Raw genomic sequence first — 18290 nt, 5'->3', positions numbered from 1 at the left:
CTTTAAACTTTCTTAAAAATCTAAACTTAAGTTTTACTCGACTAACTGATTAACTCTTGCAGCTTAAGCGTTGCCTGCTGCCGTCTCAGTGGGGTCGCATTATAGGGCGCGGCGAATTTTACGCAAGCGTTTTTTAAAGAAAACTTGAAATAAAGTGCTGTTCGTTCAATTTACGCGCTAAACAGCTCAAAAGTGCTAGTTTAGTATACAGCACAGATCCTAGCTGGCCATTTTATAGGCTCTACTGCTACACTATTTACCTCTTACTATTGAACTTATTCTTAATTTATTAGGTGTTTTATGGCAATCCGTTCTTATAAAGGAATTACTCCTCGTTTTAACCAGTCTGTTTATATAGATGAGTCGGCTGTTTTAGTTGGTGATATCACATTAGGTGAAGATAGTAGTGTATGGCCGTTAGTAGCAGCACGAGGGGACGTTAACTATATACGCATTGGTGAACGTACTAACGTGCAAGACGGCAGCGTGTTACATCTAACGCGTGCCAGTAAAAGTAACCCAGATGGTTATCCATTAATTATTGGTGATGATGTTACCGTTGGTCACAAGGTTATGTTGCACGGCTGTTGTTTGGGTAATCGTATTTTAGTCGGCATGGGCGCGATTGTAATGGATAATGCCATTATTGAAGATGATGTGATAATTGGTGGCGGTTCATTAGTTCCACCAAACAAGCGCTTGGAATCGGGCTTTCTCTATGTGGGTAGTCCAGTAAAGCAGGCGCGCCCTTTAACCGAGCAAGAGCTGAGTTTTTTAAAAATATCAGCAACTAATTATGTTGAGCTTAAAGATGAGTATCTAGCTGAGGATTAACTCAGCACTGAAACAATGATTTGTCCTGCCGAGTTATATTCTTCATTCTCGATTAGTTGCTCGGCTATATCTTCATAGTCAAAACGCGCCTGTTCAAAATGTAACTTTGCAGCTTGTTGGTCTGCCAATGCTAGCGTGTGTGTGTCAATGACACATTCAACCATTAAGCCACTTACTTGAGCAAAAAACGTTAACTGCTGGGATTGTACGTTAAATTCAAATCGGTCGATAAATTGGATTGCTTGGTTCATGCAAGCTCTCCGGTTTTTAATGCCCGAACAACAGGGAGTATTTCAGGCATATTATTGCGCCACACAAAATAGGCTTGTGCAGCTTGCCCTACTAGCATGCCACTTCCATCAAGTACGTTAATATTAGCCTTATAGCCCTGAGCCCATTGCATAAACAGCGTATTTTGCTGTGAATAAAACATATCATAAACATGTTCACAGCCATCAAGGTGTTTTTTATCAAGCGCAGGCAATTCACCAAGCATACTGCTAGATGTAGAGTTTACAATTAGCGAGTAATCACTTACTGGCAAATCATCAAAACCATAGCCAGTTACATTACCGTATTGGGCAAATAATTCAGCTAGTTCCTTAGCTTTTGCTGCCGTACGATTGACTATAATGATTTCACTCGGCTGTTGTGCCAATAACGGTAAAACCACGCCACGTGCAGCGCCTCCGGCACCTATAAGTAAGACCCGTTTATCTTTAATGGTAACCTGATTCGCAAGCAGATCGTTCACAAAACCAATGCCATCGGTGTTGTCACCTAGCAAGCGCCCATCATCTAATAACTTAATAGTATTTACTGCTCCGACAATGGTTGCCAATTCAGTTCGCTCATCAACTAGCGCAAATGCTTGCTCTTTAAATGGCACTGTAACATTAGCTCCTTTACCGCCTGTGGCAAAAAAATCGGCCACGGCTTTTTTAAAACCATCAATCGGTGCTAATATTGCGCTGTATTCGATTTGTTCGCCCAATGAGGTTGCAAATTGCTGATGTATCGCAGGGGATTTTGAATGTTTAATAGGATTTCCAAAAACTGCATATTTGTCCATACTTGAGCAACCTCTTTGTGCAGTAACATTACCTCGTAACTTACTGCTAATTAATGATGATAAAACTATGATTAAACGATTCTTTTCAAAATCGAAACCACCAGAACAACAGCAAGCACCAACGCCAGAAAAAACACCTTATCAACTGATGGGTGGAGAAGCTGGTGCTTTAGCACTTGCGAATCGATTCTACGACATTATGGCCAGCGATGAATACGCTAAACCGTTATATGATATGCATCCTCAACCATTGGACCGTATTCGCCAAGTGTTTTTTGAGTTTTTATCAGGGTGGTTAGGCGGCCCAGACTTGTTTGTTGAAAAACATGGTCACCCTATGCTGCGTAAACGCCATATGCCTTTTCCAATTGATCAAGATTTACGAGATCAATGGATGTATTGCATGAATAAAGCGTTAGACGCGGAAATTGATAATCCCTTATTACGAGAAGGGTTACGTAAATCTTTGGCACAACTTGCCAGTCATATGATTAATCAGCACTAGCACTTCTCTTTAACTGCACGTTATTTGCGCTAAGTCAAAACGGCCTTTTTTTAAATATAGATAATACGTGGTCAAATATTTAGAAAAAGCGTCGTGCGTGTGAAATCAATCCAACATAAAATTTATGCCCTATTGGCCCTAACAGGCATTATTGTGTTAATTGCCAGTATTCTTAGTAGCTCAAGCCAACAACGAACGCTTGCGCAAGACACTGTTGCAGAAAATATTAAGCTTCTTGCTGATAACTACTTTGACTCTATCAATACTTTGATGATCACAGGCACCATGGCAAATAGAGAGCTATTAAGCCAAAAACTACGCAAGCACCCAAATATTGAAGATGCGCATATTATTCGCTCCCCAATTGTTAATAAACTTTATGGGCCGGGCAATAAAAATCAAGCGCCGAGCAACGATATCGAACGCGAGGCTTTAAAAGGCAAGGAAACATTGCTAATTGATCAGCAAAATAATAGCCGCAGTATGACTTTTCTGCGCCCTATGTTTGCCAGTAGCGATTATAAAGGCACTAATTGCCTTGGCTGTCATCAAGCACAAGAAGGTGATGTACTCGGCGTAGTTAAAATTAGTTACTCATTAGCTGATATTGATAATGCGGTGACTTACAACACCCTAGTAAATACCGCATTACTCTCTATTATTTTTATTATTGCCTTTGTATTACTGGGCATTATGTTTAGACAAATTTTTATTGTACGCCTTAAAAAGCTAGGTCATGCTATGCATTTAGCTACAACCAACAAAGATTTAAGCCTGCGAATTGACGATAGCGCTGAAGATGAACTGGGTTGGCTCGCCACCAGCTTTAATAAGATGATCGCTACCTTTAAAGATAATATTGCTCAAGTATCTCATTCATCAAAAATATTGATCCACTCAGCAGAAAAAATTTATACCTCAGCGGATACTACTGAGCGCGCTATTTTAGAGCAAAAGAAAAATACAGACTCCGTGGCAGCTGCTATAAACGAACTAGAGAGCTCCTCTAATGAAGTAAAAAACACCACTCACTTTGCCTCTGAAAAATCAGAAAACAGTAATGAACTGGCACAACAAAGTATGCATGTTGCTGAACAAACAGAACTCAGTATTAATCAATTAGCAGACGATGTTCGCCAAGCTGCAGCGCAAGTAAGTCAACTACAAGTACAAACACTTGAGGTAGGAAAAGTACTCGAAGTGATTAGCAGTATTGCTGAACAGACCAATTTGTTAGCTCTTAATGCTGCGATTGAAGCCGCACGTGCAGGTAAAGCTGGGCGGGGCTTTGCTGTGGTGGCTGATGAAGTACGTACATTGGCAACTCGTACTCATGCATCCACCGATGAAATTCGTCGCACAATCGACAAACTGCAATCCGAAGCGGCGCAAACGGTTAAAACCATGGGTGAATCGTGTGAGGAGGCTGATGCTAGAGCGCAACAAGTAAAAAATGTTGCTCAAGCTTTAAAAGATATTTCTATGCAGATGAATGAAATAAATCAACTTAATATTCAAATAGCCGACGCGACAGAACAACAAAACTTAGCCGCAGAGGAAATAAATAGGAGTGTTATTGGTATTAGTGATAACGCTGAGCGGTCATTAGTGGATGCTAACGATAACCAAAAAGTAAGTGAGGAGCTGTTAAATCTAGCGCGTTCACTGGATGAGCAAGTAAGAAGCTTTAAATTGATGTAATACTTAAAGTTGCCAGTCAATAAACCAGATATTGACTGGCAGCCTGCTTACTATGCTAGCCCTAACCAGTCTCTTGGTTTTAAAAAGTCAGCGTATAGCTTATTTTCAGCACTGCCTTCTTCGGGTATATAGTTATATTCCCAACGCGCTAGCGGCGGCATCGACATTAATATTGATTCTGTACGTCCGCCACTTTGCAAACCAAATAAAGTGCCACGATCCCACACTAAGTTAAATTCAACATAACGGCCACGACGATAAAGTTGGAAGTCTCGTTGCTGCTCAGTAAATGGGGTTGCTTTTCTACGTTCAATAATAGGTAAATAAGCATCTAAAAAGCCATTGCCTACTGCTTGCATAAAGGCAAAGCTTTGCTCAAACCCGGCTTCATTCAAATCATCAAAGAATAAACCGCCGACACCGCGCGTTTCATCGCGATGTTTTAGGTAAAAATACTCGTCACACCATTTTTTATATTTAGGGTAAACCTCATCTCCAAACGGCGCACATAAATCATGCGCGACTTGATGCCAATGTTGAACATCTTCAAGCTCAGGATAAAATGGCGTTAAGTCAAAACCACCACCAAACCACCAAATAGGCTCCTCACCTTGCTTTTCTGCAATGAAAAAGCGTACGTTAGCATGGCTCGTTGGAATATGTGGATTGTTTGGGTGGATCACTAGCGAGACACCACAGGCATGGAAGCTACGACCAGCAAGTTCTGGACGATGCGCAGTTGCCGATGCCGGCATTGAAGCACCAAACACATGCGAGTAGTTCACCCCACCTTGCTCGATCACATTGCCACCACGAATAACACGAGTTCGCCCACCACCGCCTTCTTCGCGCTGCCAACTGTCTTCTACAAACTTGGCTTGGCCATCAGCTTGCTCTAAACCTTGGCAAATTGTGTCTTGCAAGGCCATCAGGTAGGTTTTTACTTGTTCGAGTAAATTGCTGTGCATGGTTATCCTCTAAATACTTTGCCGGTCATTACATCTTTAATAGTGCTAGGCTGCGTGTTACCACCGAGTGGTTCATCTACATAAAATGCCACCAGCTCGCCAAACTCACTTTTAGCCATTGCAATACTAGTGACCGTATCATGTCCTGATAAGTTAGCACTAGTAGACACAAGAGGTTTGCCTAATTCTTGGCATAAGCGCTTTACTGTTGGGTGATTAGTTACACGCACAGCAATACTATCAAATTGTCCTGTTAACCATTTAGGCGTACCTTTAGCCGCTGGCATAACCCAAGTAATTGCGCCGGGCCAGCTGGAAAAAATATCAGCGCGTTTATCCATCGGAATTTTTGCATCATCAACATACTTTAATAATTGCCCATAATTATCGGCAATTAAAATTAAGCCTTTCTCAACGGGCCGCTGCTTTATTGCAAGTAAGCGCTCCACAGCTTGCTGATTATCGGGGTCACAGCCTAAGCCATAAACAGCTTCGGTTGGGTAAACAATAACCCCGCCTTGCGACACAGCAGCAAGGGCTGTTAAAGGAACTGAGGTAGTATCAGTCACTGAAAATCTCCAAATACAATAAAATTAAAGCCGGTAATTATTCGCTCACCGTGAATTTATGCGAGCAACTTTTCTGAGGGCATTGTAGCACAACACTATTGGTCATTTGCTTTTGCATCATTACTGGCCATTGGCACGCGGGGCAGATATGGCTAACTGGTTTGTGATTGAGTGTGTATTTACAACTTGGATAGCTATTACATGAATAAAATGTTTTACCAAATTTATTACTACGCGCCACTAACTGGCCTTTTTTACACTTAGGGCAAGCAGGTAAAACTTCTTCATTTGGCTCAGGCTCATCATGAGCAATGTAGTGACACTCAGGATAACCCGTACAGCCAATAAACATACCATAGCGGCCATTCTTCACTACTAGCGGATTACCACACTCTGGACAAGGGCTATCATCAAGTACTTTGATTTGTTGAGTATCATGTTGAGCAAGCGAGCGAATAAAATCACATTCGGGGTAACTCGCACAGCCAAGGAAAGGACCTGATTTACTGTTGCGGATCACAAGCTCTGAACCGCATTTAGGGCACACTTCGTATTCTTTTTCTAAGGCATGTTGATTTGCAGAAAAAAGCGATTGGTCGATTTTACTCATGTGTTCCCTAAGCAGCTGGCTAATTTTCGCCTAATATACCCAAACTAATTAAAGATACAAGCGCAGCACTTGCTTAATGTACTACCTCTGCCGGCTCATCAAAAATAAGTTCTTCCATTTGCGCATAAGCTTGCTCTGAGCCTGGCACATTAAACAACACCATAAGTACCACCCATTTTAAATCATCAAGTGATATATAAGATTTATCTAATGCGAACAAACGATCCATAACCATTTCACGCGTTGCGCTGTTGATCACTCCGACTTGTTCTAAAAACATTAAAAAGCCCCGACACTCTACGCTCAGTATGTGGCATTCACTATCGGTAAAAATACGTATCGCATGTTGTGGGAGGCGGTTTAAATAAGGGAATTCATCACTGTGCTGCAAGTCAGCAAGCTGCTCAAGCCAATCAAGTGCTTTGTATATTTCGGGCTTATTAAAGCCGGCACGTAATAATTCGTCAGTGAGTTCATTATGCTCAACAAAGACTTCGGCTTCGCTGTGAATGTAGTTTTCAAACAGATACATGAGGATATCGAACATGTTACTTTCCTCCACACTAAGCTTATCGAACTCTAATATAGCCATCTAATACACGCTCTACTCTATCTTCCAATTCAAGATCAAGTAAACGTGCTTGCACTTTATCTATTGGCCACTGGCTACGCTGAGCAATTAAATCAACAGCTGTTACTTCAAAACCAACACTGTTTAGTATTTCGCAGGCAGGTTCATCAACCGTTGCTTCTTCTATAGTATATAGACTGTTTTCGCAGAAAAAGCTCACTTCGTCGAGAATATCACTGACATTTTCCACCAGCTTTGCACCTTGTTTAATTAAAAAGTGACTGGCTTCAGAGAGTGGATTTTTAATTGAACCAGGCACTGCAAAAACTTCTTTGTTTTGCTCCAGCGCATAACGCACGGTGATAAGCGAACCGCTTTTTATTTCAGCCTCGACAATCAACACACCTAATGACAAACCAGATATTATACGATTACGTCTTGGGAAGTTATTAGCATTAGCGGCTGTACCGGGTAAAAACTCGCTCACCAACATCCCCCGTTCGGATACTTGATCGGTGAGTAACTTATGCCGTTTAGGATAATAAACATCCACTCCAGTACCAAGCACTCCAATGGTTTTACCATTGCCCGCCAGCGCTCCTTTGTGGGCAGCACCATCAATACCAAGCGCCATTCCGGAAGTTACCGTTAATCCAGCCACAGTGAGTTGATGAGCAAATTCAGCGGCGATCTCTAAACCGATTGGCGTGGCATTGCGGCTTCCAACAATAGCGATTTGCGGACTGGTCAATAACTCTAAATTGCCTCGGCAAAATAGCAATAAAGGCGCGCTAGCAATTTCTTTTAATAATGGTGGATAGTGAGGATCGAAGTAATCAATTGCGGTTATCTGTGAGTTAACAATTATCTGTTGATAATAGTCAACTTGCTGCCAATCGGTTGCCAGTAAATTAGTGGCGACCTGCGGGCTTAAACCATGACCGGTAAGCTGCTCATGAGTCAGCTCAAACAAATCATCTAATGGCAGTTTTTGTGCCAATGCCAATAAGGTTTTAACACCTAAGCCTTTACATAAATAAAAGGCAAGCCAATGGGTTAGCTTGCCTGATGAATCTTTCATGCTCCCTCCTTAGAGCACTCAAACCTGAATTAATTTATAACTGCAAAATCACCGACTCGGATTGGGTGCTGGTTTTTTACGATTAAGGCATAACTAACGTTTTTATAAACTTTAAACACCATTAGCTGCCCGACCTGTTCTTTTGGCATATGCCACACAGTCGTGTCGGCATCTGCCTCAACGCCAAAAAATTCGTTGGCGTTTGTTACTAACTTTTCAAGGCTATTTGAATCTTCTTTGTAACGTGGGCCATTGCGACCATCAAAAACAGTCGGTGATTGACGCTCAATATCTAAAATATGGCCTTCTTTAATATGCTGCTCTGACCCTAAGTTTAGCACTACAATATCCATTGTGCTGAATTCTCGTAATCCACTCACTGATGCGATGATTTCACCTTGCACTGGCTGCTCAGGACGGTGAATATTAAAATACGCAGGTAATAGCTGACCTTCTATCGCAGGCATTAAAAAATCACCCGCTTTGATCTCTCTCTTTACCTGTTCAATTTTAACTGAAGCAGGTACACCATTGGCAATATCACCTTTTCTAAATACACGACCCACCGCCACTAATTGTGCTTTATTAGCCAACTCTTCGTTCGTTTGCGGATCAACATATGCTTCGCCTTTGCGGTAAATAGCATATGACTCGTGTAATTTCAGCTCACCTTTAACATAAACTATATGGCCTTCGGTATTCATTTTAGTGTTGACATTGGCTCCTAAAATATAAGGTTTATCGGCAATGTCTTCAGCATTTAGTGCTTGCTCATAGGTTAGGTAAGGACGCAGCAGCTCAAGAGGTAACGTAGGGATCGCATTTTTACCTTTTTGCACAATTCGACCATGTGGAGAAAGCTTTTTATAACCCTGATTAATCACCAAACGTGGATTACCGTGCTCATCGTAGATTAAAGACAGTGCATCCCCTGGGTAAATTAGGTGTGGATTATTAATTTGTGGATTCATTTGCCAAAGTTCCGGCCACTGCCAAGGCTCTTGCAAATAAACTCCTGAAATATCCCAAAGTGTATCGCCCTTTTTCACAACGTATTGTTTAGGCGCATCTTTTTTTATAGTTAATACATCTGCTAAGGATGGGAAAGTAGCACTTAATGCCAACATTGCCGCGAGTAATGGGTATTTCATTGAGCTTCCTTGTGGTGTTTTTTCATTATTATCAACCAAAACCTGTTAAAGGTGAACGCGAATGGCTAAAATAAGAGCATACAATACCCTAAATTAAGCACAAGTGAAAAAGGTTACTATGGCTAGGTTAGAAGTTTTAAGATTTCCAGATGAGCGTTTACGTACAATAGCAAAAGAAGTGGTGCAAGTTGACGACCAAATTCGCCAAATTGTAAAAGACATGCTGGAAACTATGTATGATGAAAACGGCATTGGATTAGCTGCGACTCAAGTCGATATTCATCAACGTATTGTGGTCATTGACGTATCAGAAGAACGTGATGAACCGTTAGTATTGATCAACCCGACAATCACTAAACAAGATGGCACCACGGTAAGTGAAGAAGGCTGTTTATCTGTGCCACACTCTTATGCAAAAGTTGACCGCGCAGAAACTGTAACAGTGACCGCATTAAACGAAAATGGCGAAGAGTTTAGTTTAGATGCTGATGAGCTATTAGCAATTTGCATCCAGCATGAGCTTGACCATTTACAGGGTAAACTATTTATCGATTACTTATCACCGTTAAAGCGCCAACGTATTCGTAAAAAACTTGAAAAAGAAGCTAAGTTAGCAGCGCAATAATACCTTAGTAATAATTAGGAAGTTCAGTGACACAACCATTACGCATTATTTTTGCCGGTACGCCAGACTTTGCTGCGCGCCATTTACAAGCTCTTATCGACTCAGAGCATCAAATTGTTGGCGTGTATAGCCAACCCGACCGTCCAGCAGGGCGCGGTAAAAAACTCAAAGCCAGTGAAGTGAAAGAGCTAGCACTGGCAAATGAGTTAGCAGTGTTCCAACCTGCCTCATTAAAAAGTGACGACGCTCTGGCTGAACTAAGCAGCTTAGATGCTGACCTTATGATCGTGGTCGCTTATGGATTACTGTTACCAAAAGCAATTTTAGAGGCGCCACGGCTTGGTTGTTTAAATGTACACGGCTCAATTTTACCGCGCTGGCGTGGTGCCGCGCCGATTCAACGCGCTATCTGGGCCGGCGATGAAGAGACTGGCGTCACCATAATGCAAATGGATGAAGGCCTAGATACCGGCGACATGCTGCATATTAGCCGCTGCCCTATTACCGCCACTGAAACAAGTGCAAGTTTATACGCTAAGCTTGCCGATTTAGGCCCAAGCGCACTAATAGACACCATTACTAAGTTAGCTAATGGCGAAATTACCCCGCAAGTACAAAATGACGAGCTTGCCAATTACGCTAAAAAGCTATCTAAAGACGAAGCAAATATTGATTGGTCGATGGACGCAGCGCAAATAGAGCGTAATATCCGCTCATTCAATCCATGGCCGGTCTGTTTTACTCAAATGGGTGAACACACTGTAAAAGTTTATCAAGCTAATGTTGTTGACCAGCAAGGCACGGCAGGAACGGTATTACAAAGCGATAAACACGGCATTGTGATTGCCTGTGGTACTAACGCACTTAATATCACTCAAGTACAACCACAAGGTAAAAAGCCAATGGCCATTACTGACTTTTTAAATGGTCGAGCAGACTGGGTAACTCCTGGCACACGAATAGGCGAACACAATGAGTAATGTCAGGGCGCTTGCCGCCGAAACTTTATATAACGTGGTTGATAAAGGCGCCTCATTAAATCAAGAGCTGCCTTTTGCCAGCCAAGGTTTACCACCTAAAGATAAAGCGTTATTACAGCAAATTTGTTACGGCGTACTGCGTTATTTACCAAGTTTAGAAAATTATTGTCAACATTTAGTTGAGCAGCCACTTAAAGGTAAGCGCCGTATATTCCAGTTCTTACTGTATGTGGGCATTTACCAACTACAACATATGCGGGTTCCACCGCATGCAGCCATTAGCGAAACGGTTAATGCATTAGAACAACTGCGCGCATTGGGTTTAAAAGGCTTGATCAACGCTATTTTACGCAGCTTTCAGCGCCAGCAAGTAGAGCTTGAAGAAAAAGCCAAGCAAATACCAGTGTGTTTATACAACCACCCAAACTGGTTTATCAAACAAGTAACTGAAGCTTACCCTGACTCTTGGCAAGCTCTACTAGAAGCGAACCAGCAGCAAGCACCAATGTGGTTGCGTGTTAACCAAGCGCAATATAGCACCGCTGAATATAGCGAAATGCTCACTGCTAATGACATTGAACATACACTCAATCCTGATTTCCCTGATGGTATTAAGCTGGATAAACCGCGCGATGTGTTTTCCTTGCCTGAATTCGACACCGGCGCATGTTCAGTACAAGATGCAGCAGCACAGCTTGCAGCACGCTTGTTAGATCCAAAAGCTGACGAGCATATTTTAGATGCCTGCGCAGCACCCGGTGGTAAAACCTGTCACATTCTAGAACTCGCAGATGCTGATGTACTGGCACTTGATAGCGATGCCACCCGCCTTGAACGTGTAAAGCAAAACCTTGAAAGAATTGGCTTAGGCGCTGATTTACAATGTGCCGATGCTTCGCAACCACACAAATGGTGGGATGAGCAACAGTTTGACCGTATTCTATTAGACGTTCCTTGCTCTGCAACGGGTGTAATTCGTCGTCACCCAGATATCAAATGGCTACGTCGTGCATCAGATATCAATGATCTAGCGACACTCCAGGGCGATATTCTCAATAGCATTTGGCCATTATTGAAACCAGGTGGCACGCTAATTTATGCAACCTGCTCAGTATTACCACAAGAGAACCAACAGCAAGTCGCTAAATTTTTAGCAAATAATAACGATGTTGAACATATCCCGCTACATGATAACGATACCCCAAGCAACCCTGGGCTGCAGTTACTGCCTGGTGAGAGTGACGGATTTTATTATGCCAAGCTTATAAAAACACACTCATAAGAAGCTTTTAGTAAACCATGAAAATAATCATACTCGGTGCAGGACAAGTAGGCGGTACACTCGCTGAAAACCTGGTAGGTGAACAAAACGAAATCACGGTTGTTGATATTGATGGCAACCGATTACGTGAGTTACAAGATAAATACGATCTACAGGGTGTTACAGGTCATAGTGCCCACCCTGATGTATTACGCCGCGCCGGTGCGGAAGACGCCGATATGATCATCGCAGTGACCAGTTCAGATGAAGTGAACATGGTCGCTTGCCAAGTCGCGTATAGTATTTTTAATACGCCGACTAAAATTGCTCGGATCCGTTCTGAGCAATACTTAAAGTACCGCGAAAAGCTCTTTCAAAACGATGATTTACCTGTTGACCACTATATTGCTCCAGAGCAACTAGTGACTAAGTATATTCGTCGCTTGATTGATTATCCTGGTGCGTTACAAGTTTTAGAGTTTGGCGATGGCATGCTCTCGCTGGTGGCGGTAAAGGCTTACTACGGCGGATTGTTAGTCGGTTATGCATTGTCAGCATTAAAAGAGCATATTCCTAATGTTGAAACTCGTGTTGCCGCGATTTACCGCCAAGGTAAAGCAATCAAACCACTGGGTACTACAGTAATTGAAGCGGATGATGAAGTGTTCTTCCTCGCTGCCACCAAACATATTCGTGCAGTAATGAATGAACTACAGAAATTAGAGCGTTCATACAAAAAAATTATGATTGCTGGTGGCGGTAATATTGGTGCTGGGCTTGCTCGCTCTCTGGAAAAGAATCATAGCGTAAAATTGCTTGAACGAAATAAAGAACGTGCTGAGCAGTTATCAGAAATGCTTGATAATACAGTGGTGTTTTGTGGTGATGCGTCAGATCAGGAGTTGTTATCAGAAGAACACATCGAACAAGTTGATGTATTCATCGCGGTAACCAATGATGATGAAGCTAATATTATGTCAGCCATGCTCGCTAAACGCATGGGTGCGCAAAAAACCATGGTGCTTATTCAGCGCGGTGCATATGTTGATTTAGTGCAAGGTGGCGAAATTGATATTGCCATTTCACCACAGCAAGCCACGATTTCTGCCCTGCTTACCCATGTTCGCCGCGGTGATATTGTTAATGTGTATTCATTACGTAAAGGCGCAGCAGAAGCCATTGAGGCGGTGGCCCATGGCGACGAACATACCTCTAAAGTTGTCGGCCGTGCAATTGCTGATATTAAGCTGCCTGCAGGTACCACGATTGGCGCGATTGTCCGTAATGATGATGTACTCATTGCCCACGACGACACGATAATTCACTCAGGCGATCACGTCATTATGTTCTTGATCGATAAAAAGCATATCAACGTAGTTGAAAAACTGTTCCAAGTTAGCGCTATCTTTCTCTAAGTTACTCCTCACCTTTCGACACAAAGCAACTGTATCGAAAGGTGAATTTCCACCTCCAACACATGCAAATGAAAATCAATCTCAAAAGCATTTACTTCTGTACCCAAATCCATTACTCTCACGCTGTTTGATAATCAAGCGTTTTCTCTTTCTGTGAGAAGTTAATTTCACATTTTTTAATATAAATGGATTTCTTCAAATGATACACCCAACTTTAAACACCCCTCTTTGTGTTACATATTGCAGTGTTATTGGTATTCTTGTGTGTGGACTGTCAACGAATGCAAATGCCGAAGCTAAAAACGACATTGAAAAACTAACCATCGTGGGCCAGCAAGATAGCGGCTACAAAGTAAGTGCAATGAACTCAGCAACAGGGCTTGATCTCAGCAACTTGCAAACTCCGCAATCAGCTATCGCTATCACCAGTCAATTTATGGCCGATCAACAATTAAATAGTGCTATTGAAGCCATCACCAGCGTAACCGGCATCAATGCAAGAGAGGCCGATAATGGTAAATATTCAATTTCAGCGCGCGGTATCAGTGTTACCAGTATTTTATATGATGGCATAGCAACAACCTACGATACCCGCTTTAATTACGGCGATAATTTAACAGACACAGCAATTTTTGAACGCATTGAAGTCGTCCGGGGTGCCACAGGGTTAATGCTCGGTGCAGGTAATCCATCAGCAGCAATTAACTTAATACGTAAGCGCCCTACTGTGCATAACCAAGTAAATATTTCTGCAACGGTTGGTTCTTGGCAAAACTATCGTGGTGTGGTTGATGCATCGGGTAGTTTAAATAGCAGTGAAACCGTGCGTGCGCGTGCCGTACTCGCCTATCAAGATCAGCAATCATATCAAGACAGGTTCAGCCAAGAAAAAACCACGTTATACGGTATTGTTGAAGCTGACCTAACTGATAGTACCCTGTTAACTTTTGCTGTTGATACGCAAACCACAGACCCAAAAGGCACGATGTCGGGTGGACTACCTATTTTTTATAGCGATGGCAGCCGTACTAACTATGACCGAGAAACTTCAACAGCGCCAAATTGGTCATCTTCAAAAACTAAAGCATTGAATAGCTTTATGAGTATTGAGCATTACTTCAATGCTAATTGGCAGCTAAGTGCGAGCTATATATATGGTAATAATGACCTACATTACGATGTTTTTTGGGCGACAGGTAACCCTGACTCACAAACGAATATAGGCATGAAGCCCGGTTCAGTAAATTATATTGATGCGAAAAGAATACAACGAACCTATGAAATAGAGCTAGCAGGTAGGTTTAACTGGTTTGGGCAAAACCACCAATTGCTTTTTGGTTACAACAACCAAGATCAAGATTTTTCAACGCCTTATTTTGCAAACCAACAGCCACCGACTGTCATTGGCGACTTTACTGCAACAGATTATGACTACCCAAAACCTAACTGGCAAACCACACCTGCCTATGGCTCGTATGGCACGACAAAGCAAAGCGCACTTTATTTTGCTTCACAGTTTAACGTAACTAATGCGCTATCTATTATTTTGGGTAGTCGTTTAAATCAATGGCAAACCACACAAGACAGTTTTGGTAGCAAGCATGATTACGAGTTGAATAATGAACCGACCAATTATCTTGGTACCACTTATGCGTTAAACGACAGCTGGGCGCTGTATGCCAATTACACCGATATATTCACACCACAAAGCCGTGTGGACGAAAATGGTAATTACTTAGCACCAATTCAAGGTAAAAACTACGAAGTGGGTATTAAAGCCTCATTATTTAATGAGCGTTTAGATATGTCACTGTCTGGTTTTGAAATCCATCAAGATAACTGGGGAGAATATACCGGTGCAACAATTCCAGGAACTAACCAAGATATTTACCAAGCGATTGATGGCACCATTACTGAAGGCTTTGAACTAGAACTCAATGGCGCGATAAGCGATACTTGGGATGCTTACTTTGGCTATACTCGCAGTAAAGGTGAAAGACCAGATGGCACAACTTTAAATACCATCAATCCAAAAGATCAGTTTAAGTTATTCACTAGTTATCAATTAAGCGATAGCTTACAGGGCGTAAAAATTGGCGGTGGTTATCGCTGGCAGAGTCGCAGCTACGATGATGTAAAAAACCCTGCATTTGGCACGGTTGAAGTTGCACAAAAAGCCTATGGTATAGCCAGTTTAATGGCCAGCTATCAAATTAATAAGCAGATGACTGTTAGCCTTAATATTGATAATTTATTTGATAAAATTTATTACAACCAAATCGGTTTTTATAATCAATACCGCTATGGTAACCCGCGAAAATTTTCACTGCAATTTGACTACAGTTTATAGCAAGCCACCTTCAAGTTAACCAAAAAAGCAGCTTAATGAAGCTGCTTTTTTGGTACTGTGCTGTACGTTTTATTGTACTCTGGCAAACTCTTCTTTCGATAGCTCACCATTTTGATCTGTATCTAAGTCAGCAAAAATTTCAACTAACTGTGCATTCACAGAGGCTTCTTTTTGGCTAATCACGCCGTCTCCATCAGTATCAAATGTGTCAAAACTAACTGCTGCAAACGCAGTTGATGAAGCCGCTAAGGCAAAAATAGCAAGTGCTGTATTAATATGTTTCATAGTGTTATTCCTAATAATTTAAAAGAAAGAAATCCTTTTCAGAGATCCCTGTTTGTGGAAACTGAAATTACGCTTTTGAAAATTCTTCTTTTGATAACTCACCGTTTTGGTCAGTATCAAGCTCAGCAAACTTAGCTGAAATAGTCGCATCAGCAGATGCTTCTTGTTGGCTGATTACACCATTGCCATCAACATCAAGAGTATCGAAGTCAGTTGCTGCAAAAGCAGCTGATGATGATGCCAACGCGATAAGTGCTAAAGTTTTATTTAATGTGTTCATAATTATCTTCCTTCCAAAATTTAGTGTGCTTGCTTAATCAAATGCGCAGGTCCTTTGCAAAGATCCTTGTATGAAAATAAGCGATTACGCTTCAGAAAACTCAGCTTTTGAAAGCTCACCATTACCATCAGTATCTAACTCAGCAAATTGGCTCATTAATTTTGCATCAACTGCCGCTTCGCTTTGGCTGATCGTGCCGCTACCATCAACATCTAAGGTGTCAAAGTCAGTACCTGCAAATGCTGCTGATGAAGAAGCTAATGCGATAAGTGCTAATGTTTTATTTAATGTGTTCATAATAAATATTCCTTCAAAGTTTATGGTTGTGAACTTAAGTGATAATCACCGTTTCGTTCAAGACAACTAGAGTATTACAACTTCGGTGCCAACAATTTATTACCATTAAAAATCATTGAGTTACATTGTATTTTGATGTTTTCGTGGAATTTAGAAGGACTATTCTGTTGCAGTTTAGCAACAAGATTTATGCGTTAACCTATAAAACCATATAAATCAAATGGTTAATAGTTATAAAAATGACACAACTCGATAAACTATGCTGATAATAGTGTTTTTTTCAAAGATGAGTACCCTAACCGCAACTGAACAGCAACTTTAACTGATAAAAATTAAATTTTTTTCATAAATTAACAATCTGAATTGTAAGGGGAAATTAAATTTATTTTGGTAAGTAAAAAATAAAAACGCAGTTAGTTTATGAAAATTCGTGTTTTGTTGCCATTATGCGAAACAATAGCAACGATATTGCAGTTTTAACTGCTCTGGGTATTCTTACAATTTAATTAAGCACCAACAATTTCAATCACAATATGTGTTTTCACCGAATTGGCGATAAAACATAACTCATGAGCCTGGTGATGCATTTCTTCTAATTGCTCTGCACTAGGTTGCTCATTTTCGGCAAACTTCACACATGGTTTTAAAGTTACTTGAGTCATCGACATACGCCCATCACTAGCGCGCTGCATCAAACCAACGGCATCATCTTGATAGCTATCAACTATAAACTTATTTTTTGCCGCAATAGATAAGAAAAATAACATATGGCAGCTCGACAATGACGCAATAAATGCCTCTTCGGGGTCGACACTTTCTGCCACAGAATATGGCAGTGGCACGATATGCGGTGAGGAGGATGCAGCAATAGTTGCCCCACCATCAAATTGCCACAAGTGACCTCGGCTATATTTATTATCGATAAACAACTCTTCTGCTTGGCGAGACCACACAACACTTGCTACATATTCAGACATTGAAACTCCCATTAAAAATTATTTTACGGTTAAAGCACCAACGAAAATGCACTCAACCACAACAACTGCACACCATAAGCTAATCGTTGATAAGTGCCTACACTGCCTTTTTGCTTAAATGCTTGCGTCAACAAAACTAAAAAGTAACAGGCAATACACACACACAAAATTGAAAAAAGCCGAAATGAAATACTGGTATATGAACTTACAGCAACAAAAATTGGCGCAATCAGCAAAGACAGCAGCATTACCAAGCCAGCCCAAGAATGTATTTGGCAACTCAAAGTAGGGTTTTTAGTATTAGGATCCGCATCCATAGGGAAGTAACCAGCAATCCAGGTACCCACACCATGAATCATGACAAGCCAACCGACCAACGTAATTAATATAGCGGTATTTTCCAGTTGTACGACATACCAACCAAATAAACAAAATAGTAATCCAAGAGGATAGTTATTAATAAGCGGGGATAGTTTTTCCGTGGGACTGCCAGCAGCACCGAGCTCGCTGCAAAATTGCTTTGCATGACTATAGTTTGGATAACACCTACCAGCGATATACACCCCAGCAACAATCCATATACTCGCGCTTAGTGCTGAATATAAACTAATAATCTCTAACATTAGCAACTTCCATGTATAAATTAATACCACGATAATAAGCTGATGTATTTATGTTGTAAATAATATACTTAACCGCACAGGAAGCACACAGGCATAAAAAAAGCAGCCCGGGGGTATTGGCTGCTTTTGAACGTA

21 protein-coding genes are annotated in these 18290 nt (G+C 41.4%); 8 read left to right on the top strand and 13 right to left on the bottom strand.

Going from position 1 to position 18290, the window contains the following annotated elements; genetic code table 11:
• Nucleotides 1-300: 300 nt before the first annotated feature.
• Entirely contained in the window at nucleotides 301-834 is a 534-nt protein-coding gene (locus FW757_RS18900) for a gamma carbonic anhydrase family protein (protein ID WP_182740636.1), read from the top strand.
• Here the strand turns inward: FW757_RS18900 and FW757_RS18895 are convergent.
• Nucleotides 831-1085, bottom strand: coding sequence for a DUF1488 domain-containing protein (locus FW757_RS18895; protein ID WP_149983192.1), 255 nt, complete (start codon nucleotides 1083-1085; stop codon nucleotides 831-833). The genes FW757_RS18900 and FW757_RS18895 overlap by 4 nt on opposite strands.
• Entirely contained in the window at nucleotides 1082-1906 is an 825-nt protein-coding gene (aroE, locus tag FW757_RS18890; protein WP_145241784.1) for a shikimate dehydrogenase, read from the bottom strand. The genes FW757_RS18895 and aroE overlap by 4 nt, the downstream gene beginning before the upstream one ends.
• A 67-nt stretch (nucleotides 1907-1973) precedes the next feature.
• Here aroE and FW757_RS18885 point away from each other — a divergent pair, with 67 nt between their 5' ends.
• Together FW757_RS18885 and FW757_RS18880 are read left to right on the top strand one after the other, a co-directional pair.
• Nucleotides 1974-2411 carry a group II truncated hemoglobin gene (locus tag FW757_RS18885; RefSeq protein ID WP_145241782.1) on the top strand — a complete coding sequence of 146 codons (438 nt, stop codon included), beginning with the start codon at nucleotides 1974-1976 and terminating at the stop codon, nucleotides 2409-2411.
• Between the two features lie 99 nt (nucleotides 2412-2510).
• Nucleotides 2511-4112, top strand: coding sequence for a methyl-accepting chemotaxis protein (locus FW757_RS18880; protein WP_182718491.1), 1602 nt, complete (start codon nucleotides 2511-2513; stop codon nucleotides 4110-4112).
• Nucleotides 4113-4162: 50 nt separating this feature from the next.
• Here FW757_RS18880 and hemF read toward each other — a convergent pair whose 3' ends face one another.
• The 6 genes from hemF to FW757_RS18850 form a co-directional block, all read right to left on the bottom strand.
• Nucleotides 4163-5080: an oxygen-dependent coproporphyrinogen oxidase gene (gene hemF, locus FW757_RS18875; protein WP_182794752.1), complete on the bottom strand. Its 918-nt coding sequence runs from the start codon at nucleotides 5078-5080 to the stop codon at nucleotides 4163-4165.
• A 2-nt stretch (nucleotides 5081-5082) separates the two neighbouring features.
• Nucleotides 5083-5649 (bottom strand): L-threonylcarbamoyladenylate synthase, encoded by a 567-nt coding sequence (locus FW757_RS18870; RefSeq protein WP_182718493.1) that lies wholly within the window; start codon nucleotides 5647-5649, stop codon nucleotides 5083-5085.
• 37 nt (nucleotides 5650-5686) lie between these two features.
• On the bottom strand, nucleotides 5687-6259 hold the full coding sequence (locus tag FW757_RS18865; protein ID WP_182718494.1) for a DNA topoisomerase family protein: 573 nt from the start codon (nucleotides 6257-6259) through the stop codon (nucleotides 5687-5689).
• A 73-nt stretch (nucleotides 6260-6332) separates the two neighbouring features.
• Nucleotides 6333-6806, bottom strand: a complete 474-nt coding sequence (locus tag FW757_RS18860; protein ID WP_446441571.1) for a DUF494 family protein — start codon at nucleotides 6804-6806, stop codon at nucleotides 6333-6335.
• Between the two features lie 22 nt (nucleotides 6807-6828).
• Nucleotides 6829-7911 carry a DNA-processing protein DprA gene (dprA, locus tag FW757_RS18855; RefSeq protein WP_182794751.1) on the bottom strand — a complete coding sequence of 361 codons (1083 nt, stop codon included), beginning with the start codon at nucleotides 7909-7911 and terminating at the stop codon, nucleotides 6829-6831.
• Nucleotides 7912-7940: 29 nt separating this feature from the next.
• Nucleotides 7941-9062 carry a LysM peptidoglycan-binding domain-containing protein gene (locus tag FW757_RS18850; protein WP_446441570.1) on the bottom strand — a complete coding sequence of 374 codons (1122 nt, stop codon included), beginning with the start codon at nucleotides 9060-9062 and terminating at the stop codon, nucleotides 7941-7943.
• 118 nt (nucleotides 9063-9180) lie between these two features.
• Here FW757_RS18850 and def point away from each other — a divergent pair, with 118 nt between their 5' ends.
• The 5 genes from def (at nucleotide 9181) to FW757_RS18825 (ending at nucleotide 15693) form a co-directional block, all read left to right on the top strand.
• Complete coding sequence (gene def / locus FW757_RS18845; RefSeq protein ID WP_145241766.1) at nucleotides 9181-9687, top strand: peptide deformylase; 507 nt, start codon at nucleotides 9181-9183, stop codon at nucleotides 9685-9687.
• Nucleotides 9688-9713: 26 nt separating this feature from the next.
• The gene (gene fmt, locus FW757_RS18840) at nucleotides 9714-10667 is read left to right on the top strand and encodes a methionyl-tRNA formyltransferase (RefSeq protein ID WP_182740630.1); all 954 of its coding nucleotides are present in this window, start codon (nucleotides 9714-9716) and stop codon (nucleotides 10665-10667) included.
• Nucleotides 10660-11949: a 16S rRNA (cytosine(967)-C(5))-methyltransferase RsmB gene (gene rsmB / locus FW757_RS18835; protein ID WP_145241763.1), complete on the top strand. Its 1290-nt coding sequence runs from the start codon at nucleotides 10660-10662 to the stop codon at nucleotides 11947-11949. The genes fmt and rsmB overlap by 8 nt, the downstream gene beginning before the upstream one ends.
• 17 nt (nucleotides 11950-11966) lie before the next feature.
• Nucleotides 11967-13343, top strand: coding sequence for a Trk system potassium transporter TrkA (trkA, locus tag FW757_RS18830; RefSeq protein ID WP_064668279.1), 1377 nt, complete (start codon nucleotides 11967-11969; stop codon nucleotides 13341-13343).
• 199 nt (nucleotides 13344-13542) lie between these two features.
• Nucleotides 13543-15693: a TonB-dependent siderophore receptor gene (locus FW757_RS18825; protein WP_446441569.1), complete on the top strand. Its 2151-nt coding sequence runs from the start codon at nucleotides 13543-13545 to the stop codon at nucleotides 15691-15693.
• 69 nt (nucleotides 15694-15762) lie between these two features.
• Here the strand turns inward: FW757_RS18825 and FW757_RS18820 are convergent, their stop codons facing one another.
• The 5 genes from FW757_RS18820 to FW757_RS18800 all read right to left on the bottom strand — a co-directional run bounded on the left by FW757_RS18820 (nucleotide 15763) and on the right by FW757_RS18800 (nucleotide 18155).
• Nucleotides 15763-15978: an EF-hand domain-containing protein gene (locus FW757_RS18820; RefSeq protein WP_182718498.1), complete on the bottom strand. Its 216-nt coding sequence runs from the start codon at nucleotides 15976-15978 to the stop codon at nucleotides 15763-15765.
• A gap of 67 nt (nucleotides 15979-16045) precedes the next feature.
• Complete coding sequence (locus FW757_RS18815) at nucleotides 16046-16258, bottom strand: calmodulin (RefSeq protein WP_145241760.1); 213 nt, start codon at nucleotides 16256-16258, stop codon at nucleotides 16046-16048.
• Between the two features lie 84 nt (nucleotides 16259-16342).
• Nucleotides 16343-16555, bottom strand: coding sequence for a calmodulin (locus tag FW757_RS18810; RefSeq protein ID WP_145241758.1), 213 nt, complete (start codon nucleotides 16553-16555; stop codon nucleotides 16343-16345).
• 506 nt (nucleotides 16556-17061) lie between these two features.
• A complete protein-coding gene (locus tag FW757_RS18805) occupies nucleotides 17062-17532 on the bottom strand; it encodes an OsmC family protein (RefSeq protein WP_182718499.1) in 471 nt (156 codons plus the stop codon).
• Nucleotides 17533-17561: 29 nt separating this feature from the next.
• The gene (locus FW757_RS18800) at nucleotides 17562-18155 is read right to left on the bottom strand and encodes a DUF998 domain-containing protein (protein ID WP_182740627.1); all 594 of its coding nucleotides are present in this window, start codon (nucleotides 18153-18155) and stop codon (nucleotides 17562-17564) included.
• Nucleotides 18156-18290 lie beyond the last annotated feature (135 nt).

The sequence above is a fragment of the Pseudoalteromonas sp. 1181_04 genome (genome assembly GCF_052850545.1).
Note: the sequence above shows the minus strand (reverse complement) of the source record. Positions and strands in the feature narration are given on the sequence as shown.

Excerpts from the sequence above, each read along its gene's own strand:
- FW757_RS18900 (WP_182740636.1), top strand. The coding sequence starts at position 301 with ATGGCAATCCGTTCTTATAAAGGAATTACTCCTCGTTTTAACCAGTCT.
- FW757_RS18865 (WP_182718494.1), bottom strand. The coding sequence starts at position 6,259 with ATGAGTAAAATCGACCAATCGCTTTTTTCTGCAAATCAACATGCCTTA.
- rsmB (WP_145241763.1), top strand. The coding sequence starts at position 10,660 with ATGAGTAATGTCAGGGCGCTTGCCGCCGAAACTTTATATAACGTGGTT.
- FW757_RS18825 (WP_446441569.1), top strand. The coding sequence starts at position 13,543 with ATGATACACCCAACTTTAAACACCCCTCTTTGTGTTACATATTGCAGT.
- def (WP_145241766.1), top strand. The coding sequence starts at position 9,181 with ATGGCTAGGTTAGAAGTTTTAAGATTTCCAGATGAGCGTTTACGTACA.
- trkA (WP_064668279.1), top strand. The coding sequence starts at position 11,967 with ATGAAAATAATCATACTCGGTGCAGGACAAGTAGGCGGTACACTCGCT.
- FW757_RS18860 (WP_446441571.1), bottom strand. The coding sequence starts at position 6,806 with ATGTTCGATATCCTCATGTATCTGTTTGAAAACTACATTCACAGCGAA.
- FW757_RS18820 (WP_182718498.1), bottom strand. The coding sequence starts at position 15,978 with ATGAAACATATTAATACAGCACTTGCTATTTTTGCCTTAGCGGCTTCA.
- FW757_RS18805 (WP_182718499.1), bottom strand. The coding sequence starts at position 17,532 with ATGTCTGAATATGTAGCAAGTGTTGTGTGGTCTCGCCAAGCAGAAGAG.
- FW757_RS18895 (WP_149983192.1), bottom strand. The coding sequence starts at position 1,085 with ATGAACCAAGCAATCCAATTTATCGACCGATTTGAATTTAACGTACAA.
- aroE (WP_145241784.1), bottom strand. The coding sequence starts at position 1,906 with ATGGACAAATATGCAGTTTTTGGAAATCCTATTAAACATTCAAAATCC.
- FW757_RS18815 (WP_145241760.1), bottom strand. The coding sequence starts at position 16,258 with ATGAACACATTAAATAAAACTTTAGCACTTATCGCGTTGGCATCATCA.
- dprA (WP_182794751.1), bottom strand. The coding sequence starts at position 7,911 with ATGAAAGATTCATCAGGCAAGCTAACCCATTGGCTTGCCTTTTATTTA.
- FW757_RS18850 (WP_446441570.1), bottom strand. The coding sequence starts at position 9,062 with ATGAAATACCCATTACTCGCGGCAATGTTGGCATTAAGTGCTACTTTC.
- hemF (WP_182794752.1), bottom strand. The coding sequence starts at position 5,080 with ATGCACAGCAATTTACTCGAACAAGTAAAAACCTACCTGATGGCCTTG.
- FW757_RS18885 (WP_145241782.1), top strand. The coding sequence starts at position 1,974 with ATGATTAAACGATTCTTTTCAAAATCGAAACCACCAGAACAACAGCAA.
- FW757_RS18800 (WP_182740627.1), bottom strand. The coding sequence starts at position 18,155 with ATGTTAGAGATTATTAGTTTATATTCAGCACTAAGCGCGAGTATATGG.
- FW757_RS18810 (WP_145241758.1), bottom strand. The coding sequence starts at position 16,555 with ATGAACACATTAAATAAAACATTAGCACTTATCGCATTAGCTTCTTCA.